This window comes from Saccharothrix sp. ALI-22-I, assembly GCF_001984175.1.
Lineage (GTDB): Bacteria > Actinomycetota > Actinomycetes > Mycobacteriales > Pseudonocardiaceae > Actinosynnema.
The window spans coordinates 251,453-274,801 of the sequence record NZ_MTQP01000068.1; the positions used below are offsets into that span (position 1 = coordinate 251,453).

Below are 23,349 nucleotides of genomic sequence, written 5' to 3' on the forward strand. Positions count from 1 at the left end.
CACGAACCTACTCGGCGGCCGTGATCGCGTGGTACGCCTTCGACAGCTCCACCAGCCGCGCCACGTCGTCCCCGGTCGAGGCGATCGACGCGCCACCACCGGGTGGCGGCTCCCCGCGCCGGAGCGCTCGCAGGGCGGCGGCGACCTCTGCGGCACCGGTGCCGCCGACCAGGTACGGCCGCAACCGGAGCAGGCCGTCCCAGATCTCGATCACCCGCCGGTAGAGCGCGCGCTCGGGAGCGTCGAACGGGACGTGCCGCGCCGGGGTTTCCAGGGCGATGTCGGGGAACTGCTCGTGCAGCGCCCGCCACAGCGGGAACAACGCCCGGTAGGTGTGGTCCAGGCCGAGCCACCGGGCGAACCGGTCGATGCCGAGGTGGCGGCCGACGGCGGGCAGGACCACGGCGAGCACCACCGTCACGATGGCCGTCCGGAACAGCACGCCGATCAGCTGCCCGTTCAACGGGCCCGCGGGCAACCCGAACCGGTCGGCGAGCATCGCCGCCAGGCGCAGCACGGAGTACGCGGTGCCCAGCACACCGCTCACGGCCAGCAGCCGCAACGAGATCCGCGCGGTGAACCGGTCGACGCCGCGGGCACAGGCGAGCGCCTCCCGGGTGATGACGATCGTCACCGGGATGACGTAGCAGACGTACACGTAACTGTGCGCGGCCATGACGGGGACCGCGTCCGCCGTGCCGCTCTTGGCCAGGAACTCGGCGTAGTTCGAACCGGTCGTCCAGAACAGCAGGACGATCACCGCGCACACCGCCCCGGCCAGGTGCAGCTGCGACCGGGCACGGCCGCGCGCGGTCCCCGGCGGGTGCAGCAGGTGCTGGAACGCGCACCGGGCCGACACCAGCGCACCGACGGTGAGGCAGTTCGACACCATGCCCGCGAAGCCGAGGGCGGTGTGCCGGTCCACCGCGAGGTGGACCGCGGTGATCTGCAAGACCATCGACAGCACCAGCAGGGCCATGCCCGCGCTGAACCAGCGCACCGCATGGTTGTCGCGCTTGACTCGCAGGTCCGACAGCCGGACCACGAGTGCCGCCACGCACAGTCCGAGGATGACGATCCAGACGAACTGGGTCATCGGGGTGTCATCGCCTCCTCGACCCGGATCAGCAGTTCGTGTGCCTCGGCGGGCAGGCCGGAGGCGGGCGGCAGGCGTCCGGCGCGTTCGAGCACGAGCATCGCGAACAGCTCCGCCTGGCGTTCGTCCCGGTCCCGGTAGCCGGTGCGGCTCAACGCGCCGCGCACGACGGCGGGGTCCAACGTCGGCATGAGCAGTCGCAGCACGACGTCCGGCGTCACACCCGACTCGTGCCCGCACAGCAGGTGCCCCAGTTCGTGCAGGATGATGTGCTCGCTGTGCAGGGCGCTGGTCTCGGACTCGTAGAAGATGTGGTCGGCCTCGCGGGTGGCCACCCACAGTCCGCTCGGCCCGGACGCCGGTGTGCGCACCGGTCGCAGCTCGATGGGTCTGCCGCGCCGACGGGACACCCGCGCCACCAGCTCGTCGATGTCGAACGGTCGCGGGATGTCCAGCAGCGCCACGACGCGGTCCAGCCCCTCGATGCCCACCAAACCCCCTCGGCCATCCTGGCAGAGATCAGGAATCCTTGGGGTGCTCCAGTTTCCACAGCTGGGCGACCAGGTCGTTCACCGCTTCACGGCTGCCCGCCGAGAGGTCGGCGGCGCGCAGGGCGATCTCGGTGACGCCCGCGTCCCGCAGCGTCGCCAGGAGTTCGAGGTCGCGGTCGACCTTCGCGCTCTCCTCCTCGTCCAGGAAGTAGGCGACCGGGACGCCGAAGAACTTCGCCAGCGCGGTCAGGTGCTGGATGGACGGGTTGTCGCGGCGGCCGGTGCGCAGCTGCCAGATGTAGGTGTGCGAGATCGGCACGCCCTGCTCGGTGATCGCCGCGGCCACCGCGGAGTTGCTGTGCTCCGCGTCGCCGTGCTTGCGCACGGTGCTGAACAGCCGGTTCAGCTTGTCGGCGAGGGAGCCGCCCGCCTGTTCGTCCGGCACGACCGCTCCTCGGCTTGCGTTGACACCACCCGTAACCGCGATCTTAAACCGAGGTTGACAGCACCGGCCGTGACGCGGGAGGCTGCTCGTGGTTGCAACTGAGGTTTAAGCAAGCCGGAGGGGATCGTAAACTTAAGCTAGGGGGAGTAGTGATTCGCAGACTGTCGACCGCACTGGGGGCGTTCGTGCTCGCCGTCATCGCACTGGGGGGCGCGATGACGGCGAGCGCGAGTGCGGCACCCGAGGCACAGCCGCGGGCCGAGGCGAGTTGGTATTGATCCACAACGACAACGGGTACTGCATGGACCTCGGGTCCAACGCGGTCGGCACGAAGCTGGTGCTCGCGGCCTGCCCGGCCGGCTACACCAGCCAGTGGTGGTACATCTACTAGCCGAACGCGGTGAAGGGGCACGGCCTGGTCAGGCCGTGCCCCTTCACCGTCGGACCGCTGCTACAGGCGGGTCGCCAGTTCCTCGGCGATCTCGTAGGTGTTCAGGGCCGCGCCCTTGCGCAGGTTGTCACCGCACACGAAGAAGTCCAGCGTGTTCGGGAAGTCCAGCGCCTGCCGCACCCGGCCGACGTAGGTCGGGTCGCCGCCCACGACGTCCGCCGGCGTCGGGAAGCGCTTGGCCGCCGGGTCGTCCACCAGCACGATGGACGGCTGCTCCTCGAAGATCTTGTGCGCCTGCTCGACGGTCACCTCACGGGCGAACGTCGCGTGCACCGCCAGCGAGTGCGTCGTCACCACGGGCACGCGCACGCAGGTCGCCGACACCTTCAGCTCCGGGATGCCCAGGATCTTGCGGGCCTCGTTGCGGACCTTCAGCTCCTCGCTGGTCCACCCGTCGTCCTTCAACGACCCCGCCCACGGCACGACGTTCAACGCCAGCGGCGCGGGGAACGGCGAGTCGGACACCGGCAGACCGGCGGCCTCCAGCGTCTCCCGCACGTCGCCCGCACGCACGCCGACTTCCTGACCCGCCAGCGCCGAGATCTCCGCGTACAGCCGGTCGATCGCCGCCTGCCCGCCACCGGACGCCGCCTGGTAGGACGCCACGACCAGCTCGCGCAGCTCGTACTCGCGGTGCAGCGCGCCGAGCGAGGCCATCATCGACAGCGTCGTGCAGTTCGGGTTGGAGATGATCCCCTTGGGCCGCACGCCGATCTGGTCGGCGTTGACCTCGGGCACCACCAGCGGCACCTCGGGGTCCATCCGGAACGCGCCGGAGTTGTCCACCGCGACCGCGCCCTTCGACGCGGCGATCGGCGCCCACTCGGCCGACACCTCGTCCGGCACGTCGAACATCGCGATGTCCACGCCGTCGAACGCCTCCGGCGACAGCGCGATCACGGTCAGCTCTTCGCCGCGCACGGTGATCTTCTTGCCCGCCGAACGCGGTGACGCGATCAGCCGGATCTCACCCCACGGCACGGACTCCCTACCGTTGATGATGTCGATCATGACGGTGCCCACGGCACCGGTAGCCCCAACAAGAGCCAGAACCGGGCTCATCGTCCACTCCCCGCGTAAACCACAGCCTCTTCGTCGCCGCCCAGCTCGAACGCGTCGTGCAGCGCACGGACCGCGTCGTCGAGCTGCGTGTCGCGGCAGATGACCGAGATCCGGATCTCCGAGGTGGAGATGATCTCGATGTTCACGCCCGCCGACGCCAGCGCCTCGCAGAACTGCGCGGTCACGCCGGGGTGCGAACGCATACCCGCGCCGACCAGGGACACCTTGCCCACGTGGTCGTCGTAGAGCACTTGGTCGAAGCCGATCTCGTCGCGCGCCTTCTCCAGCACGGCCACGGCGCGCGGCCCGTCGTCCTTCGGCAGGGTGAACGTCACGTCGGTGCGGCCGGACACGGCCTGCGAGACGTTCTGCACGACCATGTCGATATCGAGTTCCGCCTGGGCCACGACGCGGAAGATGCGCGCCGCCATGCCGGGCAGGTCGGGCACCGCCGTCACGGTGACCTTGGCCTCGGACCGGTCGTGCGCGACGCCGGTGATCATCGCCTGTTCCACGGGAAGGTCCTCCACTGACCCGGACACGATGGTCCCGGGCTTGTTGCTGAACGAAGATCGGACGTGCACCGGAACGCCGTACCGACGGGCGTACTCGACGCAGCGCAGCATGAGCACCTTGGCCCCGCACGCCGCCATTTCGAGCATCTCCTCGTAGGTGATGGTCTCCAGCCGCTTGGCGTTCGGCACGATGCGGGGGTCGGCGGTGAACACGCCGTCCACATCGGTGTAGATCTCGCAGACGTCGGCTTTCAGCGCGGCCGCCAACGCCACCGCGGTGGTGTCGGTGCCGCCCCGGCCGAGCGTGGTGATCTCCTTGCTGTCCTGGCTCACGCCCTGGAAGCCCGCGACGATCGCGATGGCCCCCTCCGACAGCGCGTCCTGGATGCGGCTGGGCGTCACGTCGATGATGCGCGCCTTGCCGTGCACGGCCGTGGTGATCACGCCGGCCTGCGAGCCGGTGTACGAGCGCGCCTCGGCACCCAGCGAACTGATCGCCATCGCCAGCAGCGACATGGAGATGCGCTCACCGGACGTGAGCAGCATGTCCATCTCGCGGGCGGGCGGCACCGGGGACACCTGGCGCGCGAGGTCGAGCAGCTCGTCGGTCGTATCGCCCATCGCGGAGACGGCGACGACGACGTCGTTGCCCGCTTTGCGGGTCGCGACGATGCGCTCGGCCACCCGTTTGATCCGCTCGGCGCTCCCGACCGAGGAACCGCCGTATTTCTGGACGACGAGCGCCACTGATCCACTCCTCCCGGTGCTTTAAGCCCAGCTCACCGGGAGACTACCTGGCCCAAGGAGTGGACAGCGGTGGCCAGCGGTGACGCCCACTACCCTCAACCCCGTGTCGACCCTGGAGGCCGTTCGCGTGGACCCCGAGAACGCGCCGAGCGCGCGTGACCGGCTGGCGCGCGCGGCCAGACACCGGGTGACGATCGCGCTCGCGCCGGCGGTGCTCTACCTGGCCGTCCGGGAGCTGGGGCTGCTGGTGCTCCAACTGATGGCGGCCCGGTGGGACAAGGACGTGACCAGGGCGCTCACGTCGTGGGACGGGCAGTGGTTCCTCGGTATCGCCGAGGGCGGTTACGCGAACGTGCCGGACTGGCTGGTGGACGCGTTCGGGCGGCGGTCGGCGGAGACGCCGTTGGCGTTCTTCCCCGGCTACCCGACGCTGGTGCGGTGGCTGGACGGGCTGCCCGGCGTGCCGACCGTGGGTGCGGCGTTCGCGGTGAGCCTGGTCAGCGGGGTGTTCTGCGCCTACGGGCTGGCCCGGCTCGGCGACCGGGTGTTCGGCGGGTCGCGGCGGGCCGGGCTCGTGCTGGTGGTGCTGTTCGCGGCGTCGCCGATGGCCGTGGTGCTGTCGATGACGTACTCCGAGGCGACGTTCTGCGCTCTGGCCGTGTGGTCCCTGGTGGGTGTGGTCGAGGGGCGTTGGGTGTTGGCCGGGGTGTGCTGCGCGGCGGCGGGGTTGGTGCGGCCGACGGCGGGGGCGCTGATCCTGGCGGTGTGCGCGGCGGCGGCCGTGGCGATCTGGCAGCGGCGGGACGGGTGGCGGCCGTGGGTCGGCGGGCTGGTCGCGCCGCTGGGGCTGGTCGGGTACCTGGCGTACGTCGCGCTGCGCACCGGGCGGTGGGACGGCTGGTTCGCCGTGCAGCAGATCGGGTGGGACTCCCGGTTCGACGGCGGGGCGGCGACGTGGAGGTTCGCGCTGCTCATCCTGGGTGAGCCGCGCTCGGTGCTGGAGTTGGCCACGGTGTGGCTGCTGGTCGTGGCGCTGGCCCTGGTGGTGCTGAGCTTCCGGCGCGGGCTGGAGTGGCCGCTGATCGTCTACGGCATCGGCGTGCTGGCCATGGACCTCGGGTCGAACGGGCTGATGAACTCGAAGGCGCGGCTGCTGCTGCCGGCGTTCACGCTGCTGGTGCCGGTCGCGTTGGCGTTGGCGCGGCGGCGGACCAGCACGGTGGTGGCGGTGCTGGTGGGGGTGGCGGTGTTCAGCGCCTGGTTCGGCGCGTACGCCATCACGGCTTGGCAGTACGCGATCTGATGGAGCCGAACCCCTTGATCGTGCGGCGCTGGAGTCCACGCGCGTTCGACGGCACGGCCGAGGTGGCGCCGGCCACGATGCGCGTGCTGCTGGAGGCGGCCCGGTGGGCGGCCTCACACGGCAACACGCAGCCCGCCCGGTTCCTGCTCGGGTACCGGGGCGACGACACGTTCGCGCGAATCCTGGCGGCCTTGCGGCCGAAGAACCGGACGTGGGCGGCGCGGGCGTCGGTGCTGCTGGTGGGCGCGGTGGCCGAGTCGGACGAGCGCGGGCCCATGCCGAACACCGAGTACGGGCTGGGGCTGGCGGTGCAGAACCTGGTGTTGCAGGCCGTGGATATGGGCTTGGTCACACACCAAGTGGGCGGGTTCTCGCCGGACGCGGTGCGCGAGGCGTTCGGGCTGCCGGACCACGTGCGGTCGGTCGTCGTGATCGCGGTGGGGGTGCTCGGTGATGTGGCGCAACTGCCCGAGGACCTCCAGGCCCGAGAGCGCCGGCCACGCGAGCGCAAACCGCTGACCGAGACCGTTTTCACAGGCCAGTGGGGGCAGCCGGCGTTCCCGGACGATGGTCCGCGCCCTCGCCGCGGGGGGAACGACGAGGGCGCGGACGGGCCGCGCTAGCGGGCGACGAGGCGCGCCAGCAGGTTGGTCACGACGAGCCAGAACACCGCGGCCAAGCCGTAGTTGACGATCAGGTCGAGATTCGCGTTGCCCAGCTGGAACAGGCCTGGGAAGAACAACGCCAGCGGCACTGCCAGCTGTTGGACGAACAGGAAGAACGCGTTGGCGGGGTTCGCCCCGAAGAGGATCATCAGGATGTAGAGGACCTCGATGAGCGCGAACACGGCGCCAACACCGCGGATCACTCGGGCAGCGGTGTAGCTCCCGCTGCGCGTTGAGGTTCGCCATCTAGACATGTCAAGAAGGTGCCCGTCCCACGATCAGGTGAAACTCCGGCGGGTGCAAGTTCCACCATCGGCCGGGGAAGTTCCACCATCTGGGCGTGCGAGTTCCACCTCGGCGCGGAATCTGGTTAACCTAGGCGTCATGGCACGTGCCCTCCTGCTTCGCCGCCGTGACGGGGTCTGACCAGACCGGCCCCCCGTCGCGGGTTCGAGCGTGCCGCCGGTCGTCTGTTCCACCGGCAGCAGGAGCACCCCGATCATGACCACCAGCCCGGACGCCTACAGCACCGGCACCAGCCGCATCCGGCCCCCGGCGCGTCCCGTTCCCGAGCAGCCCGTCTGGAACCCGCAGCGCGGCACGTCCATGCCCGTCCACCGCTACCGGCCGTTCCAGGAGCTGGTCGAGGCGGTCGACGTACCGGACCGCACGTGGCCGTCCAAGCGGATCACCAAGGCGCCGCTGTGGTGCGCCGTCGACCTGCGTGACGGCAACCAGGCGCTGATCGACCCCATGTCGCCGGCGCGCAAGCGCAAGATGTTCGACCTGCTCGTGCGGATGGGCTACAAGGAGATCGAGGTCGGCTTCCCGGCCGCGTCGCAGACCGATTTCGACTTCGTCCGCGAGATCATCGAGGACGGCGCCATCCCGCCCGACGTGACCATCCAGGTGCTGACCCAGTGCCGGCCCGAGCTGATCAAGCGGACGTTCGAGTCGCTGCGCGGCGCGACCAAGGCGATCGTGCACTTCTACAACTCCACGTCGATCCTGCAGCGCCGGGTCGTGTTCAAGTCCGACCGCGAGGGCATCAAGAAGATCGCCACCGACGCCGCCGCGTTCGCGTTGGAGCAGGAGAAGGACTACCCGGAGACCGAGTTCCGCTACGAGTACTCGCCCGAGTCCTACACCGGGACCGAGCTGTCGTACGCGCTGGAGGTCTGCGACGCGGTGTCGGCGATCATCCAGCCGACGCCGGAGAAGCCGCTGATCATCAACCTGCCGGCGACGGTGGAGATGGCCACGCCGAACGTGTACGCCGACTCGATCGAGTGGATGTCGCGCAACCTGGCGCGGCGCGAGTCGATCCTGCTGTCGCTGCACCCGCACAACGACCGCGGCACCGGCGTGGCGGCGGCCGAGCTGGGCTACCTGGCCGGCGCGGACCGGATCGAGGGCTGCCTGTTCGGCAACGGCGAGCGCACCGGCAACGTGTGCCTGGTGACGCTGGGCATGAACATGTTCAGCCAGGGCATCGACCCGCAGATCGACTTCTCCGACATCGACGAGATCCGCCGCACGGTCGAGTACTGCAACCAGCTGCCGGTGGCCGAGCGCCACCCGTACGGTGGTGACCTGGTCTTCACCGCGTTCTCCGGCTCGCACCAGGACGCGATCAAGAAGGGCTTCGAGGCCCTGGAGGACGACGCCAAGGCGGCCGGGCAGCACGTGGACGAGTTCCCGTGGGAGGTCCCGTACCTGCCGATCGACCCGAAGGACGTCGGCCGCAACTACGAGGCCGTGATCCGGGTCAACTCGCAGTCCGGCAAGGGCGGCGTGGCGTACCTGATGAAGACCGAGCACCACCTCGACCTGCCGCGGCGGTTGCAGGTCGAGTTCTCCCGGGTCATCCAGGAGGTCACCGACACCCAGGGCGGCGAGATCAGCCCCAAGGACATGTGGGACTCGTTCTCCGACGAGTACCTGGACGGCGTCGTGCCGCTGCGGCTCCTGCGCCAGAAGGTGTCCGGCGACGGCAGCGGCCACGAGAAGATCAAGGCCGTCGTGGTGGTGGACGGCGAGACGCAGGAGATCAGCGGCAGCGGGAACGGCCCGATCGCCGCGTTCGTGGACGCCCTGGCCAGCGTCGGCTACGACGTGCGGGTGCTGGACTACTTCGAGCACGCCATGTCGTCGGGTGACGACGCGCGTGCGGCGGCGTACCTGGAGTGCGCCGTGGCCGACCGGGTGCTGTGGGGCGTCGGGATCGACAGCTCCACGGTGTCCGCGTCACTCCGCGCCCTGGTGTCGGCCGTGAACCGGGCCAACCGGTAAGAGTTTTCGGGGTCGCCTCGCCGCCATCCGGTCGGCGAGGCGGCCCCGCTCTCAGCGCAGCTCGGCGATCAATCGAACTTGATGGACCGGATGGTGTAGGTGCCCGACGGTCCGGACGTCGTCTTCCACGCCCACCTGGCCATCGCCTTCTTCACCGAAGATCTCAGCGAGACTTGTGCCGCGCGTAACATCATCGACGCTCTACCAGCGGGTTCGTGAACGGGACCGGATGAAATCCTGAAGAGACCGACAGGTTGGAGATGATCCGGAACCCCTCGACGTTCCCCGGACATGACCGCCCTCGTGGTGCTGTTCGTGGTCGCCCTCGTGCCGTTGGCGCCGACGGAGGCCGTGCTGATCGGCTGCGGCGTGCTGGCCGCGTCCGGTGACTTGCCGCTGGCCGCCGTGATCGGCGTGGCCGCTGTCGGCTGCGCCCTGTCCGACCTGGTCAACTTCGCCATCGGGCGGAGTGCCGGGATGCGGGCGCTCACCAGGTTCGGTCAACGACCGGGGCCGCGGGCCGTGGTGGCGTGGACGGCGTCCAAGCTGGCCACGCGTGGTGAGTCGATCCTGGTCGCGGTGCGGTTCGTGCCGGGCGGCGGGCTGGTCGGGGCGATCCTGGCCGGGTCGCTGCGGTGGCCGGTCCGGCGGTTCGCGCCGATCGCGGTGGTCGGGTCCGCGCTGTGGAGCGCCTACACGGCCACGCTCGGCTACTTCGGCGGCCAGGTCTTCACCGACCCGCTGGTGGCCGTGCTGATCTCGTTCGGCGTCGCCACTCTGATCAGCGTGCCGATCGGGATGGCCGTCAAGGCGGCTCAGCGCCGGGTCGTGGACGCGGCGGCCGAGGCCGTGCCCGCCTGAGCCAGCCGCGCCCGCACGGCCTTGCGCGCCCGGTCGTAGGCGTGCGGGTCGTCGTGCAGCACTGACTGGGCGTTGGCCATCTCCAGGAACGCGATCAGCTCGAACGCCAACTGGTCCGGGTCGTCCACGCCGGGGACGACGGCGGCGGTGTCCCGGACGTACTCGTTCCACTCGCGCCCGTACCCGGCGATCGCGTCACGCACCCGTCCGGGCCGGGCGTCGAACTCGGCCTGCACGGCGTAGAAGAAGCACCCGCCGGGGAACGTCCGGTTCTCCGAGTACGCCAGCCACCCGTTCAGCAGCAGTTCCAGCCGTTCCCGACCCACCGGCACGACGAGCGCGGGCTCCACGACCTGCGTGGCGAAGATCGCGGCCGCTGCGCGCACGGTCGCGAGTTGCAGTTCCTCCTTCGACCCGAAGTGCGCGAACACGCCGCTCTTGCTGACCTCCAGCTCGGTGGCCAACCGCCCGATGGACAGGCCCTCCAGCCCTTCGACCGACGCGATCTCCGCGGCCCGCCGCAGGATCTGCCGCCGCGTCTGCTCGCCGCGCTCCACCCGTCCGTCGACCTTCACGGTCTCCACGCTAGCCCCTTGACCACTGCCCCCTCTTGACCACCGGCAGACTAATTGTACGATCGTTCGTACAATTAGAGGGATGGGGGAACACATGGATCTACTGGACCTGAACCGGTCTGCGCTCGACCTCAACCTGAAGCTGATGGCGGACCTCGAAGAGGCACACCTGGACATGGCCACGCCGTGCGGCGGGTGGACCGTCTACGAACTGCTGCGCCACCAGGTCGAGTCCACGCTGTCGTTCGCCGCGATGGTCGGCGGCACGGCCGTCGGGACGGCGGCGAGCGACGACATGCTCATCGCCTACCGGGCGGCGACCGACGCGGCCACCGAGGTGTTCCGCGCGAACGGCGCGCTGGAGCGGCGGGTCGACTTCACGGGCTTCGGCCGACTGCCGGGCAAGGACGCGGTGGCCGCGCACTTCGTGGACAACCTGGTGCACGCCTGGGACCTGTGCCGCGCGATCGGCATCGACAGCACCCTCGACACCGGACTGGCCACGGCCGCGTACCGGATGGCGCGGCACTATCCGACCACGCCGAACGTTCGAGGACCGGGAGGGGCGTTCGCGATGCCGGTCGACGTGCCGGAGGACGCGCCGATCGCGGACCGGCTGGTGGGCCTGCTCGGCCGCTCACCGAACTGGCCCGCGTAACCGATCACCGCACCGGGGACGCCACCACAGGGGGAGGCGCCCCCGGTGCGGGCACGCCTAGTCCGCGACCCGCTCCACACGGACCTCATTGCGGGGCACCACGACGCCGTCGGGGTCCACGAACTGCACGCACACGGGCCGGCCGTCGGGCGCGCGGTAGGCGACCGTGGGAACGGTGCACGGGATGTGCTCGTTGCCCCACTCCTGCAACGCGCACAGCACCACGCCCAGCCGCTGCCCCGCGTCCGTGAGGTGGTAGCCGTCGCGGGGGCGCTGCCCGGGTTCCCGGTAGGTTCGCCTGGCCATGAGCCCGGTGTCCACCAGCTTGGCGAGCCGGACGGCGAGCACGTCGGACGCGATGCCGAGCCGGGAGCGGAACTCCGAGAAGCGGGTCGCGCCCGCCAGCGCCTCGCGCAGGACGAAGAAGGTCCAGCGCTCTCCGACGATCTCCACCGCCTTGGCCATGGAGCACGGGGCGTCGTCGGGTGCCGTCACGGACACAGTATGGCTCGGTTGTGCAATCCAATCCAGCCAGGCTAGGTTGGCAAAACCAACCCACGCCTGGGGAGACATCCTTGAAGATCGCCAACTCGATTGCCCTGATCACCGGTGCGAACCGCGGTATCGGCAGGCACTTCGCACGGCAGTTGCTGGAACGGGGCGCGGCCAAGGTCTACGCGACCGCGCGCAACCCCGACCTGGTCGACGTGCCGGGCGTCGAGGTGCTGCGGCTGGACATCACCGACCCGGCCACCGTCGCCGCCGCGGCCACCGCCGCCCGCGACGTCACGCTGCTGGTCAACAACGCGGGTCTGATCACCGGCGAGAACCTCGTCACCGGCGACCCGGCCGCGATCAAGCTGGAGATGGACACGCACTTCTACGGCACGCTGGACGTGATCCGCGCGTTCGCACCGGTCCTCGCCGCCAACGGCGGCGGCGCGATCCTCAACGTGCTGTCGTCGATGTCGTGGGTGTCCTACGACCGCGCCACCGCGTACAGCGCGGCCAAGGCGGCGCAGTGGAGCCTCACCAACGGCGTCCGCGTGGAACTCGCGGCCCAGGGCACGCTGGTCACGGGTCTGCACCTGGGTCCGACGGACACGGACATGACGGCGAGCCTCGACGTGCCGAAGAACGACCCGGCCGACGTCGTGCGCGCCGCCCTGGACGGTATCGAGGCCGACCGGCTGGAGGTGCTGGCCGACCAGGGCGTCATCGACTTGAAGGCCGCCCTGTCCGCCGACCCGACCGCTCTCTACCCACAGGTGGTCTGACCGGGAACCCGGTCCGGGGGCGCTGAACAGCGGCCCCCGGACGCGGGGATCACGGGTTCAAGGCCTCCGTCATCGAGGCCGGACCGACCAGGGGGACGTCCGGCGAGATGCCGTCCTCCTCCACCAGCACGGCCTCGACCTCGTGCGGCCGGATGGCGCCCGCGCGGATGTCCTCCGCCCAGTGGCAGGCCACCTTGTGGCCCGGCAGGACCTCGCGCAGTTCGGGGCGCTCGGTGTCGCAGCGGGTCGCCTGCTTCCACGGGCAGCGGGTGTGGAAGCGGCAGCCCGTGGGCGGGTTCGCGGGCGAGGGCAGGTCACCGGTCAGCAGGATGCGCTCCCGCCGGTCCTCGACCAGCGGGTCCGGCACCGGGATCGCGGACAGCAGGGCCCTGGTGTACGGGTGCAGCGGCTCGGCGTAGAGGTCGTCCGAGGTCGCTTCCTCCACCAGACCGCCCAGGTACATCACGCCGACCCGGTCGGAGATGTGCCGCACCACCGCGAGGTCGTGCGCGATCACCAGGTAGGTGAGCCCGAACTCGTCCTGCAACTCCTCCAGCAGGTTGACGACCTGCGCCTGCACCGACACGTCCAGCGCGGACACCGGCTCGTCGGCGATGATCAGGTCCGGCTCGACCGCCAACGCCCGCGCGATGCCGATGCGCTGCCGCTGACCGCCGGAGAACTCGTGCGGGTACTTGCGCAGCGACGTGATCGGCAGCCCGACCGCCGACAGCAACGTGCGCAAACGCTTGCCGGTCGCCTCGCGCCCCTTGTCCAGGCCGTGCGCCCGCAGGCCCTCGACCAGGATCGACTCCACCGACTGCCGGGGGTCCAGGGACGACATCGGGTCCTGGAACACCATCTGCATCCGGCGGCGCATCTTGCGCAGCTCTTCACCGCGGAGCGACGAGAGGTCCGTGCCGTCGAACACCACCCGCCCGGCCGTCGGCTCGGTCAGCCGCAGCACCGCCCGCCCGAGGGTGGACTTGCCGCAGCCGGACTCGCCGACCAGGCCGTACGTCTCGCCGCGCCGGACCGACAGATCCACCCCGTCCACGGCGTACACGTGGCCGACCGTGCGGTCGAGGATCACGCCCCGCTTGATCGGGAAGTGCACCTTGATGCCCTCGACGGACACCAGGGTGTCGGCCGACGTGTCCGACTGGGGCGTCTCCGACCCGGGAGTGACAGCCGTGCTCACACCGACACCTCCTCGACCACCGGCGGCTTCACCGGGTTGTGGCAGCGCAGCAACCGGCCGCCGCCGATGTCCTCCTGCTCGGGCGTCACCCGCACGCACACGTCCAGCTTGTTCGGGCACCGGGGCGCGAACGCGCACCCCTCGGTCCACGGGATGTTGTCCGACACCGAACCCCGGATCGGGTTCAGCTTCTCCCCGCGCGGCGCGTCCAGCCGCGGGATCGACGCCAGCAGGCCGTGCGTGTACGGGTGGCGCGGCGCGGCGAACAGCTCGTGCCGCTCCGCCTTCTCCACCACACGCCCGCCGTAGAGCACGTTCACCTCGTCGCACAGACCGGCGACCACGCCCAGGTCGTGTGTGATCATGACCAGCGCGGTGCCCATGTCGTGCACGAGTTCCTTCAGCAACGCCAGGATCTGCGCCTGGATCGTCACGTCCAGCGCCGTCGTCGGCTCGTCCGCGATCAGCAACCGCGGTCGGCAGGCCAACGCGATCGCGATCAACGCGCGCTGCCGCATACCGCCGGACAGCTGGTGCGGGTACTCGCTGAGCCGCCGGGTCGGGTCGGGGATGCCGACCTTGTCCAGCAGCCCGGCCGCCTCCACCATCGCCTTCTTGCGCGGCATGTCCCGGTGCCGTTCCAGCACCTCGGTCACCTGGATGCCGATCGGGATCACCGGGTTCAGCGAGGACAGCGGGTCCTGGAACACCATGGCCAGGTCACGGCCGCGCCGGTCGCGGAACTGCTTGTCCGGCAACGTGAGCAGGTCCACGCCCTCGAACAGCACCGAGCCGGTCACCCGGGCGCCGCGCGCGGGCAGCAGGCCCATGATCGCCAGGGAGGTCACCGACTTGCCGCAGCCGGACTCGCCGACCAGGCCGACGGTCTGCCCCGGCTCCACGTCGAAGCTCACGTGGTCCACGGCGGTGAAGGGCTTGGTGCCCTTGCGTTCGAAGACCACGGTGAGGTCACGCACTTCCAGTAGCGCCACCGCGGCTACCTCCGGTTCTTCGGATCGAGGGCCTCGCGCAGCGACTCGCCGAGCAGCGTGAAGCCCAGCGCGACGACGATGATGGCGAGGGCCGGGTACAGCGCGAGCTCGAACTTGACGTCGATGTAGGACTGCGACTTGCTCAGCATCAGACCCCACTCGGCCCGGTTGGGGTCGGGGTCGCCGAGGCCGAGGAACGACAGCGACGCGGCTTCGATGATCGACGTCGCCAGGGTCAGCGTGGCCTGCACGATCACCGGGCCCAGCGAGTTGGGCAGCATGTGCCGGAACACGATGGTCCGGCGCTTCACGCCCAGGGCGGTGGCGGCCAGCACGTGGTCGCTGTGCCGCTGGGCGAGCATGGAGCCGCGCAGCAGGCGGGCGAAGATCGGCACGCTGACCACGGCCACCGCGATGATCACCGTGGTCTGGCTGCCCCGGCTGGCCAGTGCCGCGATCGAGATCGCCAGCAGCAGGCTCGGCACGGACAGCAGGATGTCGGTCAGCCGCATCAGCAGCGTGTCCACCCAGCCGCCCAGCGCGCCGGCCAGGCCGCCGATCAGCATCCCGATCGCGCCGCCGAACAGCGTCGCCACGACGCCGACGACCAGCGACTGCTGCGAGGCGACCAGCAGGCGGCTGAAGAAGTCGCGCCCGAACTCGTCGCTGCCGAGCAGGAAGCCCGGCTGCGGGCCGGGGATCGAGTCGGCCCGCAGGTTCTCCAGCAGTTCCGGGTAGCGCAGGAACGGGTCCTTGGGCGCCAGCCACGGCGCGAAGATCGACAGCAGCACGAACGCCAGCACGATGACCGCACCGGTGACCGCGACCGGGTTGCGCGCCATCCGCCGGAACGCGTCCGCGGCGAGGCTGGTGCCCGCGGACTCCGCGAGGTCGTCGACCCTCTTCTTCTTGCGGTCCAGCAAGGAGGTCATGACGTCCGCACCCTCGGGTCGATGATGGCGTAGGAGATGTCGACCAGGAGGTTGACCAGGACGTACACCCCCGCGGCCAGCAGGATCAGCGCCTGGAGTCTGGGGTAATCACGGCGTTGGATGCCCTCGCTGAGCAACGAGCCGAGGCCACCCCACACGAACACCTTCTCGGTCAGCACCGCGCCGCCGAGCAGCAACCCGGTCTGCAGGCCGACGGTGGTCGACACCGGCAGCAGCGCGTTGCGCAGCACGTGCCGGGTGCGCACGACGGTGGCCTGCAGGCCCTTGGCGTTGGCGGTGCGGATGAAGTCCTCGTTGAGGACGTCCAACACCGACGCGCGGGTGATCCGGACGATCACCGCGAGCGGGATGCTGCTCAACGCGATCGCGGGGAGCACCAGGTGCCACAGCGCGTTCCCCGTCGCGTCCCACTCGCCGGTGAGCATGCCGTCGAGCGTCGCGAAGCCGGTGACTCTCGTGGCGTCGATGTCCGCGTCCTGCCGACTGGACGGCGGCAGGAGGCCCAACTCCTGGGCGAAGACGTACTTCAACACGATGCCCAGGAAGAACACCGGCACGGCGACGCCGGCCAGGGTGCCCATGATCGTGGCGTTGTCGAAGAACCGGCCCCGGTAACTCGCGGACAGGTACCCCAGCGGGATGCCGAGCAGCACGGCGATGAGCAGCGCGACGACGGACAGCTCGATGGTGGCCGGCAGCGCGCGGCCGATCTCCTCCAGCACGGGGTCGGCGGAGATGATCGAGTTGCCCATGTCGCCGCTCAGCATGCGGCCCAGGAAGTTGAAGTACTGGAGGTAGAGGGGCTGGTCGAGCCCCATGATCTTCTCCAGCGAGGCGATCGACTCCGGGGTGGCCTTGTCGCCCAGCAGCGCGGTGGCCGGACCACCCGGCAGCGAGCGCAGCCAGGCGAACACCAACACCGACAGGACGAAGAGCGTGGGTATCGCTTGCAGCAAGCGGCGAATGGTGAATCGCAGCATGGTGGTGGAATCCTCGGAAAATGCACGAGTGGTGGCGCTCAGGTTCGAACGCCACCACTCATGGGCTTGGACGGGTCAGTCCTTGGTCACCGTGTCGAAGCGCTCGTCGGTCAGGGGGCTGGGGGTCAGACCCTTGATCTTCTTGTTCACCACGATGCCGGGCGGCGAGTGCGAGATCGGGACGGCGGGCAGGTACTTGCTCAGCAGGTTGCGGTTGACCTGCTTCCACGCGTCGGCGTGCGCGGTCGCGTCGACCACGGCGTCGGCCGCCGCGATCTCGTCGAACAGCGCCTTGTCGTCGAAGCCGAACTCCGGCTTCGACCGGCCGAAGAACGTGCCGGGGAAGTTGCCGGCGTCGTTGTAGTCACCGGTCCAGCCGAGCAGGTGCAGGTCGTGCTTGCCGAACTTCTGCACGTCGTCCTTGTAGCCGCCGTTCCACGGGCGGGGCACCGTCTCGACGTTGATGCCGACGGCCTTCAGGTCCTCGGTCATCGCCGCGGCGTAGTCCACCGGGTTGGGCATGTACGGCCGGCTGACCTCGGTGGGCACGTAGAACTTCAGCGTCAGGTTCTCCACGCCGGCCTGCTTGAGCAGGTCCTTGGCCTTGGCCGGGTCGTAGGGGTACTTCGTCACGTCGTCGGCGTAGCCCGCGACCGTCTTGGGCTGGAACTGCGTCGCGACCTCGGCACCCTCGGGCAGCTTGGTCTTGACCAGCTGCTCGCGGTTGACCGCGTAGGCGATCGCCTGGCGGACCCGGATGTCCTTGAGGGCAGGCGTGTTGGCCTGGTTGATGCCCAGGTACATGATGTTGAACGCGGGGCGGATCAGCACGTCGAAGCCGTCGTCCTTGAGGGACTTGAAGTCCGCCGGGCTCGGGTAGTCGTACCCGTCGATCGTGCCCGCCTTCAGCTCCTGCTTGCGGGCGTTCTCATCCTCGATGATCTTGAAGATGATCTTGTCGAGCTTGGCCTTCTCACCGTGGTAGTCCTCGTTGCGGACCAGGGTGATGGTGTTGTTCGTCTTGTCGTAGCTCTCGAACTTGAACGGGCCGGTGCCCGTCGGGTGCTCGGTGGCGTAGGCCGGGTAGGCGAAGGACTCGCCGGACTGCGTGACCGCGTCCGCGTCGTACTTCTTCAGCGCCTCGGGGCTGGAGATCGAGAACGAGGTCAGGCCGAACGCGGCCGGCAGCGCGCTGCTGTAGGCGTTGAGGTTCAGCACCGCGGTGTTCGCGTCCTTGGCCTCGCACGACTTGTACAGCGGCGTGCCGGACGCGTCACCCTCGTTCTGGGCGAAGCCCTTGAAGATGTCCGCGTAGTAGATCATCTGGCTCTGGGCGGCGGCGCCCTTCATGTTGAACCAGCGCTCGAAGTTGAAGCAGACCGCGGCCGCGTCGAACGCCGTGCCGTCGTGGAACTTCGCGCCCTGGACCAGGCTGAACGTGATCGTCTTGCCGCCGTCGGAGAGATCCCACTTCTCGGCCAGGCCGGGCGCCAGGTCGGCGGTGCCCCTCTTGTACGTGATCAGCGTGTCGTACATCTGCCGGATCGGGCGGAAGCTCTCACCGTCGTCGTTGAAGATCGGGTCGAAGTTCTTCGGCTTGCCCGCCGCGCCGAAGATCAGCGTGCCACCCGTCTTGCCGGACGCGTCGTCTGTTCCCCGCTCGGATTCGGCGCAGGCGGACAGTGCGAGGACGGCGACGCCGGTCAGGCCGATCGCGGCCGTCCATCGGCGCCGTGCCGTTCGGGAATGAGCCATCAAACACCCCTAGTGGAAATCTGGGATCTCACGGTGTGGTCACGGACCCTAACCGTTCACCGTGACCCTCCGAAGCAGCTCAGGTCACGATCCGGCCACCGTGAATGACCGTTCACATTTCACTTCAAACACCGCCGGCACCACTGCGCTGACCCAACGTGATCACCGACGAGCCGGCATACGCCCTCCTACGCTGTACAACGGACAACAGAAACCTGCACGTGTGCGGAGGGAGGTCGCCGGTGAGCCCTGTGGTCGAGTTCCGCGTCCTCGGCCCGTTGCAGGTACTGGTCGACGGCGAACAGGTCGCGGTGCGGGCGGGACGGCAGCGTTCGCTGCTGGTGTCGCTGCTCATGCGCGCCGGCGCCGGCGTCTCGGTCGACGAGTTGGCGGAACACATCTGGGGCACCGAGCCACCCGCGCGGGCACGCGGCACGTTGCAGACCTACGTGATGCGGTTGCGGCAGGTGCTGGGCCCGGCCGTGCCGATCCGGACCGTTCCCGACGGCTACCTGATCGACGTCGATGAACGCACCATCGACGTGATGCGGTTCGAACAGCTGGTAGAGGAGGGCGAGCGGGAACGGGCCGCGGGCCGACTGGAGTCCGCGGCGGCCATCTTCACCGCGGCGCTGGCGCTGTGGCGGGGGCCGGCGATGGTGGACGTGCCGTCGGAGGTGCTGCACCGCGACGAGGTGCCGCGGCTGGGCGAACGGCGGCTGCACGTGGAGGAACGCCGGGTCGAGGTGGACCTGGAACTGGGCCGGCACGCCGAGCTGATCCCCGAGCTGTCCCGGCTGACCAGCGAACACCCGCTGCGGGAACGGCTGTGGTCGCAGCTGATGATCGCGCTGTACCGGTCCGGGCGGCAGGCCGACGCGCTGGGTGCGTACCGGCGGGTCAGCGGGCTGCTGGCCGAGCAGCTGGGCATCGACCCCGGTGACGAGCTGCGGCGCGTGCACCAGCAGGTGCTCGGCGGGTCGCCGTCGCCGGCCCTGGGGCAGAGTGCGGCGGCTGCTCGGCGCGACCGGGTGGTGCCGTCGCAGCTGCCCGCCGACATCGGCGATTTCGTGGGCCGTGAGCAGGCCGTTCAGTTGATCGAGGCGTTGCTGCGGACGGCGCAGGGCGTGCCGGTGGTGACGTTGGCCGGGCCGCCCGGCGTGGGCAAGACGGCGCTGGCCGTGCACACGGCGCACAAGATGCGGCGCTTCTTCCCCGACGGGCAGCTGTACGTGAACCTGCGCGGGTACGCCCAGGGGCCGCCGTTGAGCGCGGTGGACGTGCTGCCGCGGTTCCTGCGGGCGCAGGGCGTGCCGCCCGAGTCGGTGCCGCTCGACCAGGACGAGCAGGAGGCGATGTTCCGGTCCCGGTTGACCGACCAGCAGGTGCTGCTGGTGCTGGACAACGCGGCCAACGCCGAGCAGATCCGGCCGCTGCTGCCCGGCTCGCCCGGCTGCGCGGTGCTGGTGACCAGCCGGGACACCTTGCGCGGGCTGGCGGTGAGCCACGCCGCGTCCAACGTGCGGCTGGACGTGATGGACCTGGCCGAGACGCGGGCGCTGCTGGCCGGGATGCTCGGCGACGAGGTGGTGGCGTCGCAGTCGGAGGCGGCCGACGAGCTGGCCGAGCTGTGCGCGCACCTGCCGCTGGCGTTGCGGATCGCGGCGGCCAACCTGCTGTCCCGGCCGGAGATCACCATCGCGTCGTACGTGGAGGAGCTGCGGGCGGGCAACCGGCTGGCGGCGTTGGCCGTGGAGGGTGACGAGCGCGCTGCGGTGCACGCGGCGTTCGGCCTGTCGTACACGGCGTTGAAGCCGGATCTGGCGTCACTGTTCCGGCTGCTGTCGCTGGCGCCGGGCGACATCACGCCGGACGTGGCCGCCGCGTTGGGCGGTCTGACCACGCAGGACGCCCGACGCCGGCTCGACCGGCTGGCCACCGCGAACCTCGTGGACAACCACGCGCCCGGCCGGTACCAGTTCCACGACCTGCTGCGGGACTACGCGGCCGAGCGGCGGTCGATCGAGGACGACGCGGCGGAGAGCGCCCAGGCCGGGCGGCGGCTGTTGGACTGGTCGATCCGGTCGGTGGACAACGCCACCGACGCGTTCAAGAGCACGCTGTTGCGGTTGCCGCGCACGGACGTCGTGCCGGGCGTGACCCCGCGCCTGTTCTCGACCTCGGCGGAGGCGCTGGCCTGGCTGGATGCCGAGCGGGGCAACCTGGTCGGGCTGGTCCTGCACGCGGCCGACCGCCAACCCGACCGGGACGTGTGGCAGCTGGCCGACGCGTTGCGGCGGTACTTCTACACGATCGGGTTGCCGGTGGAGTGGCTGGCGACGGCGAAGGCCGGGCTGGCGGTGGCGCAGGCCGTCCAGGACCCGGTCGGCGAGGTGGCGATGCTGTCCTCGTTGGGCACGCTGTACTGGGCGATCGGGCAGCACCGGGTGGCCGTCGACTACTTCCGCCGGGCCATCCCGATCCAGCAGCGCACCGGCGCCGCGCCCGCCGTCGAGGCGGCCGTGCTGGCGAACCTCGGCGCGGTGTACATCGATGTGGGCGATCTGGAGCAGGCCGCGGACCACCTTGAGCGCGCTTTGGTGATCACGCGGTCCATCGGGGCGTTGCAGCAGGAGGGCATCGCCCAGCTCAACCTCGGCGGCGTGTACATGCAGCTCGGGCAGCTGGACCGGGCGGTGTCGTCGTTCGAGGGCGCGTTGGACGTCGGCAACCGGCTCGGGGCGTGGATGACGCAGGCCGACAGCCACCGGGCGTTGGCCGAGGTGCACCTGTTCCTGGGACAGCCGGAACGGGCGGCGCAGCTCTACGAGAGGTGCGGTGAGCTGTACGAACGCGCCGGGGCACGCGGGTTCGCGCACTTCTCGCACGAGGGCCTGGCGTTGGCTTACGTGATGCGGGGCCGTTGGGCCGACGCCGCGCGTGAGGCCGGTCGCGCGGTGGGCATCGCGCAGGAGTTGGGCAACCTGAAGGGGTTGTGCGACGCGAAGAACGCCCTGGGTGAGGCGCTGTGCGGGTTGGGGCGGCTGGACGAGGCGGTGGAGCGCACCACGGAGGCGCTGCGGATCGCCGAGGAGACCGGCTACCCGTTGGGGATCTGCGCGGCACGGCGGAGCCTCGCTTTGACCCACCGTGCGGCGGGCCGGCTGGACGAGGCCCGGTACTCGGCCGGCCAGGCGCTGGACAGCGCGGTCCGCTACCGGCTGCGGATCGCCGAGGTGGACGTGCTGGCCGTGCTCGGGCGGATCAGGCTCGACCAGGGTGACGTGTCGCAGGCCTTGGACCTGGCGCTGCGGTGCCTGGAGTCGAGCCGGACCACGGGACAGCGGTTCGTGCACGCACGGGCCGCGCACCTGGCGGGCGACGCCCTGGCCGCCACCGGCGATCTCTCCGCCGCGCGCAGCCACTGGCGGACCGCGTTGGAGTGGTTCACCGCCATCGGGTCACCGGAGGCGGACATCGTGCGGGCTGTCCCGAAGTGCTCGGCAGAGGACGGGTCGGCGTAGCCGCCAGGCTCGGCTTGGCGTTCAGTTGTCCGTTCAGTTGTCCGTTCAGGTGACCGTGACGATCCGGTCGGCGCGGGATCGGGTGTCGTCGACGGCGAACCAGCCGCGTTCGAAGGCCTGCCAGCGTTCGAGGTGTCGGCGGTTCTGCTCGCCGTCTCGCTCGACGGCGCGGCGCAGGCGTTCCTCCGGGTCCGGCAGCTCCACCCAGATCGCTTCGTCCAGGCGTGCGGCGATGGAGCGACGCGCGGCCGAGACGCCCTCGATGATCAGGACGTCCGGCACCGGCACGGTGACCCGGTCGCCGAGCTTCGGCCAGCCGTCGGTCCAGTCCATGCGCTGGTAGCGGGCCTCGCGGCCGTGCCACAGCGGTTCCAGGACGTCGGCGAGCAGACGCGGCCACCAGGACACCGGGTCGGTCCAGGTGGCGAAGTGGTCGGTCGGCACCACGGTCGCGCCCAGCTCCTCGGCCAGGCGCGCCGCGTAGGTCGACTTGCCCGAACCCGACGGCCCGTCGACCGCGACCAGCCTCACATGCTGCGCCGGCCGGACAGGGCCCGCCCCAGGGTGAGCTCGTCGGCGAACTCCAGGTCGCCGCCCATCGGCAGGCCCGACGCGAGCCTGGTGACGGTGAGGCCCGGGAAGTCGCGCAGCATCCGGACCAGGTAGGTCGCGGTCGCCTCACCCTCGGTGTTCGGGTCCGTGGCGATGATGATCTCGGACACGTCCGTGCCGATCCGGGTGAGCAGCTGCCTGATCCGCAGCTGGTCCGGCCCGACCCCGGACAACGGGTCCAGTGCCCCGCCCAGGACGTGGTAGCGGCCCTTGAACTCACGGGTCCGCTCGACCGCGAGCACGTCCTTCGGCTCCTCCACCACGCAGATCAGGGTCAGGTCACGGCGCGGGTCGCGACAGATGCGGCAGGTCGCCTCGGCCGAGACGTTGCCGCACACGTCGCAGAACACCACGCCTTCCTTGACCTTCTGCAACGCGTCCTGGAGCCGGCCGATGTCGGCCGGGTCCGCGGCGAGCAGGTGGAAGGCGATGCGCTGCGCGCTCTTGGGACCGACGCCCGGCAACCGGCCGAGTTCGTCGATCAAGTCCTGGACGGGCCCTTCGTACATCAGCCGAACAGCTTCCCGAGACCACCCAGGTCGTCCATCCCGCCCAGGCCGCCGGCCAGCGGGCCCATCTTCTGGGCGGCCAGCTCCTGGGCCGCGCGGTTCGCGTCCCGCACGGCCGCGACGACCAGGTCGGACAGCGTCTCGACGTCGTCCGGGTCGACCGCCTTCGGGTCGATGGTCAGGCTCTTGAGTTCGCCGCCGCCGGACACCACGGCGGTGACCAGACCGCCGCCGGCAGTGCCGGTGACCTCGGCCTCGGCCAGCTCTTGCTGCGCAGCGGCGAGCTGCTGCTGCATCATCTGCGCCTGCTGGAGGATCTGCTGCATGTTGGGCCCACCGGGTTGCACCGCGGGTTCCTCTCTTCGGGGTCTTCCGCCGTTCACCA

The 23,349-nt window shown here is 70.2% G+C and carries 23 protein-coding genes; 7 read left to right on the top strand and 16 right to left on the bottom strand.

The genetic code is table 11. The features are described 5' to 3' along the window. Positions 1 to 7 precede the first annotated feature (7 nt). The 5 genes from ALI22I_RS37835 to ALI22I_RS37855 form a co-directional block, all read right to left on the bottom strand. Positions 8 to 1,096 (bottom strand): MAB_1171c family putative transporter, encoded by a 1,089-nt coding sequence (locus ALI22I_RS37835; protein WP_077010405.1) that lies wholly within the window; start codon positions 1,094 to 1,096, stop codon positions 8 to 10. Further along, a complete protein-coding gene (locus ALI22I_RS37840) occupies positions 1,093 to 1,587 on the bottom strand; it encodes a hypothetical protein (RefSeq protein ID WP_143532645.1) in 495 nt (164 codons plus the stop codon). Before ALI22I_RS37840 ends, ALI22I_RS37835 begins: the two co-directional genes overlap by 4 nt. A 28-nt stretch (positions 1,588 to 1,615) precedes the next feature. After that, complete coding sequence (locus ALI22I_RS37845; protein WP_077010406.1) at positions 1,616 to 2,032, bottom strand: helix-turn-helix domain-containing protein; 417 nt, start codon at positions 2,030 to 2,032, stop codon at positions 1,616 to 1,618. Positions 2,033 to 2,483: 451 nt separating this feature from the next. Next, on the bottom strand, positions 2,484 to 3,545 hold the full coding sequence (locus tag ALI22I_RS37850) for an aspartate-semialdehyde dehydrogenase (RefSeq protein WP_077010407.1): 1,062 nt from the start codon (positions 3,543 to 3,545) through the stop codon (positions 2,484 to 2,486). Next, positions 3,542 to 4,807 (bottom strand): aspartate kinase, encoded by a 1,266-nt coding sequence (locus ALI22I_RS37855; RefSeq protein WP_077010408.1) that lies wholly within the window; start codon positions 4,805 to 4,807, stop codon positions 3,542 to 3,544. Before ALI22I_RS37855 ends, ALI22I_RS37850 begins: the two co-directional genes overlap by 4 nt. Before the next feature lie 79 nt (positions 4,808 to 4,886). On the opposite strand from ALI22I_RS37855, the gene ALI22I_RS37860 reads away from it, so the two are divergent. Beyond that, positions 4,887 to 6,110 carry a hypothetical protein gene (locus ALI22I_RS37860; RefSeq protein WP_077010409.1) on the top strand — a complete coding sequence of 408 codons (1,224 nt, stop codon included), beginning with the start codon at positions 4,887 to 4,889 and terminating at the stop codon, positions 6,108 to 6,110. Further along, positions 6,092 to 6,733, top strand: a complete 642-nt coding sequence (locus tag ALI22I_RS37865) for a nitroreductase family protein (RefSeq protein ID WP_338013533.1) — start codon at positions 6,092 to 6,094, stop codon at positions 6,731 to 6,733. The genes ALI22I_RS37860 and ALI22I_RS37865 overlap by 19 nt, the downstream gene beginning before the upstream one ends. Here ALI22I_RS37865 and ALI22I_RS37870 read toward each other — a convergent pair. Beyond that, positions 6,730 to 7,029 (bottom strand): hypothetical protein, encoded by a 300-nt coding sequence (locus ALI22I_RS37870; protein WP_077010411.1) that lies wholly within the window; start codon positions 7,027 to 7,029, stop codon positions 6,730 to 6,732. The two genes, ALI22I_RS37865 and ALI22I_RS37870, sit on opposite strands and share 4 nt — an antisense overlap. Positions 7,030 to 7,276: 247 nt before the next feature. On the opposite strand from ALI22I_RS37870, the gene leuA reads away from it, so the two are divergent. Next, positions 7,277 to 9,067 (top strand): 2-isopropylmalate synthase, encoded by a 1,791-nt coding sequence (leuA, locus tag ALI22I_RS37875; RefSeq protein ID WP_077010412.1) that lies wholly within the window; start codon positions 7,277 to 7,279, stop codon positions 9,065 to 9,067. Between the two features lie 291 nt (positions 9,068 to 9,358). Next, positions 9,359 to 9,928, top strand: a complete 570-nt coding sequence (locus ALI22I_RS37880) for a DedA family protein (protein ID WP_077010413.1) — start codon at positions 9,359 to 9,361, stop codon at positions 9,926 to 9,928. Here ALI22I_RS37880 and ALI22I_RS37885 read toward each other — a convergent pair. Next, positions 9,883 to 10,503: a TetR/AcrR family transcriptional regulator gene (locus tag ALI22I_RS37885; RefSeq protein ID WP_202971172.1), complete on the bottom strand. Its 621-nt coding sequence runs from the start codon at positions 10,501 to 10,503 to the stop codon at positions 9,883 to 9,885. The genes ALI22I_RS37880 and ALI22I_RS37885 overlap by 46 nt on opposite strands. Positions 10,504 to 10,585: 82 nt before the next feature. Here ALI22I_RS37885 and ALI22I_RS37890 point away from each other — a divergent pair, with 82 nt between their 5' ends. Next, a complete protein-coding gene (locus ALI22I_RS37890) occupies positions 10,586 to 11,161 on the top strand; it encodes a TIGR03086 family metal-binding protein (protein ID WP_083752304.1) in 576 nt (191 codons plus the stop codon). A 57-nt stretch (positions 11,162 to 11,218) separates the two neighbouring features. Here ALI22I_RS37890 and ALI22I_RS37895 read toward each other — a convergent pair whose 3' ends face one another. Continuing rightward, positions 11,219 to 11,656, bottom strand: a complete 438-nt coding sequence (locus ALI22I_RS37895) for a winged helix-turn-helix transcriptional regulator (RefSeq protein WP_238598762.1) — start codon at positions 11,654 to 11,656, stop codon at positions 11,219 to 11,221. An 80-nt stretch (positions 11,657 to 11,736) separates the two neighbouring features. Between ALI22I_RS37895 and ALI22I_RS37900 the strand changes: the two genes are divergently transcribed. Next, positions 11,737 to 12,438 carry an SDR family oxidoreductase gene (locus ALI22I_RS37900; protein ID WP_077010416.1) on the top strand — a complete coding sequence of 234 codons (702 nt, stop codon included), beginning with the start codon at positions 11,737 to 11,739 and terminating at the stop codon, positions 12,436 to 12,438. A gap of 49 nt (positions 12,439 to 12,487) precedes the next feature. On the opposite strand, the gene ALI22I_RS37905 is transcribed toward ALI22I_RS37900, so the two are convergent. The 5 genes from ALI22I_RS37905 to ALI22I_RS37925 form a co-directional block, all read right to left on the bottom strand. Continuing rightward, positions 12,488 to 13,579, bottom strand: a complete 1,092-nt coding sequence (locus ALI22I_RS37905) for an ABC transporter ATP-binding protein (protein ID WP_143532710.1) — start codon at positions 13,577 to 13,579, stop codon at positions 12,488 to 12,490. 56 nt (positions 13,580 to 13,635) lie between these two features. Further along, positions 13,636 to 14,631: an ABC transporter ATP-binding protein gene (locus tag ALI22I_RS37910; protein WP_077010418.1), complete on the bottom strand. Its 996-nt coding sequence runs from the start codon at positions 14,629 to 14,631 to the stop codon at positions 13,636 to 13,638. A gap of 5 nt (positions 14,632 to 14,636) precedes the next feature. Next, on the bottom strand, positions 14,637 to 15,563 hold the full coding sequence (locus tag ALI22I_RS37915; protein ID WP_077010419.1) for an ABC transporter permease: 927 nt from the start codon (positions 15,561 to 15,563) through the stop codon (positions 14,637 to 14,639). Next, a complete protein-coding gene (locus ALI22I_RS37920; protein WP_077010420.1) occupies positions 15,560 to 16,564 on the bottom strand; it encodes an ABC transporter permease in 1,005 nt (334 codons plus the stop codon). Before ALI22I_RS37920 ends, ALI22I_RS37915 begins: the two co-directional genes overlap by 4 nt. Before the next feature lie 75 nt (positions 16,565 to 16,639). After that, positions 16,640 to 18,319: an ABC transporter substrate-binding protein gene (locus tag ALI22I_RS37925; RefSeq protein ID WP_077010421.1), complete on the bottom strand. Its 1,680-nt coding sequence runs from the start codon at positions 18,317 to 18,319 to the stop codon at positions 16,640 to 16,642. Between the two features lie 242 nt (positions 18,320 to 18,561). On the opposite strand from ALI22I_RS37925, the gene ALI22I_RS37930 reads away from it, so the two are divergent. Continuing rightward, entirely contained in the window at positions 18,562 to 21,843 is a 3,282-nt protein-coding gene (locus tag ALI22I_RS37930; RefSeq protein ID WP_077010422.1) for an AfsR/SARP family transcriptional regulator, read from the top strand. 45 nt (positions 21,844 to 21,888) lie between these two features. Here the strand turns inward: ALI22I_RS37930 and ALI22I_RS37935 are convergent, their stop codons facing one another. The 3 genes from ALI22I_RS37935 to ALI22I_RS37945 are packed head-to-tail and all read right to left on the bottom strand — an operon-like array spanning position 21,889 to position 23,311. After that, positions 21,889 to 22,374, bottom strand: coding sequence for a uridine kinase family protein (locus tag ALI22I_RS37935; RefSeq protein WP_077010423.1), 486 nt, complete (start codon positions 22,372 to 22,374; stop codon positions 21,889 to 21,891). Beyond that, a complete protein-coding gene (recR, locus tag ALI22I_RS37940; RefSeq protein WP_077010424.1) occupies positions 22,371 to 22,964 on the bottom strand; it encodes a recombination mediator RecR in 594 nt (197 codons plus the stop codon). Before recR ends, ALI22I_RS37935 begins: the two co-directional genes overlap by 4 nt. Next, positions 22,964 to 23,311 (bottom strand): YbaB/EbfC family nucleoid-associated protein, encoded by a 348-nt coding sequence (locus ALI22I_RS37945; RefSeq protein WP_077010425.1) that lies wholly within the window; start codon positions 23,309 to 23,311, stop codon positions 22,964 to 22,966. Before ALI22I_RS37945 ends, recR begins: the two co-directional genes overlap by 1 nt. Positions 23,312 to 23,349: the final 38 nt, after the last annotated feature.

What these genes read in the sequence shown, in the direction of transcription:
- ALI22I_RS37835 (WP_077010405.1), bottom strand. Translation starts at nt 1,096, where the DNA reads ATGACCCAGTTCGTCTGGATCGTCATCCTCGGACTGTGCGTGGCGGCA.
- ALI22I_RS37850 (WP_077010407.1), bottom strand. Translation starts at nt 3,545, where the DNA reads ATGAGCCCGGTTCTGGCTCTTGTTGGGGCTACCGGTGCCGTGGGCACC.
- ALI22I_RS37870 (WP_077010411.1), bottom strand. Translation starts at nt 7,029, where the DNA reads ATGTCTAGATGGCGAACCTCAACGCGCAGCGGGAGCTACACCGCTGCC.
- leuA (WP_077010412.1), top strand. Translation starts at nt 7,277, where the DNA reads ATGACCACCAGCCCGGACGCCTACAGCACCGGCACCAGCCGCATCCGG.
- ALI22I_RS37880 (WP_077010413.1), top strand. Translation starts at nt 9,359, where the DNA reads ATGACCGCCCTCGTGGTGCTGTTCGTGGTCGCCCTCGTGCCGTTGGCG.
- ALI22I_RS37890 (WP_083752304.1), top strand. Translation starts at nt 10,586, where the DNA reads ATGGGGGAACACATGGATCTACTGGACCTGAACCGGTCTGCGCTCGAC.
- ALI22I_RS37915 (WP_077010419.1), bottom strand. Translation starts at nt 15,563, where the DNA reads ATGACCTCCTTGCTGGACCGCAAGAAGAAGAGGGTCGACGACCTCGCG.
- ALI22I_RS37920 (WP_077010420.1), bottom strand. Translation starts at nt 16,564, where the DNA reads ATGCTGCGATTCACCATTCGCCGCTTGCTGCAAGCGATACCCACGCTC.
- ALI22I_RS37925 (WP_077010421.1), bottom strand. Translation starts at nt 18,319, where the DNA reads ATGGCTCATTCCCGAACGGCACGGCGCCGATGGACGGCCGCGATCGGC.
- recR (WP_077010424.1), bottom strand. Translation starts at nt 22,964, where the DNA reads ATGTACGAAGGGCCCGTCCAGGACTTGATCGACGAACTCGGCCGGTTG.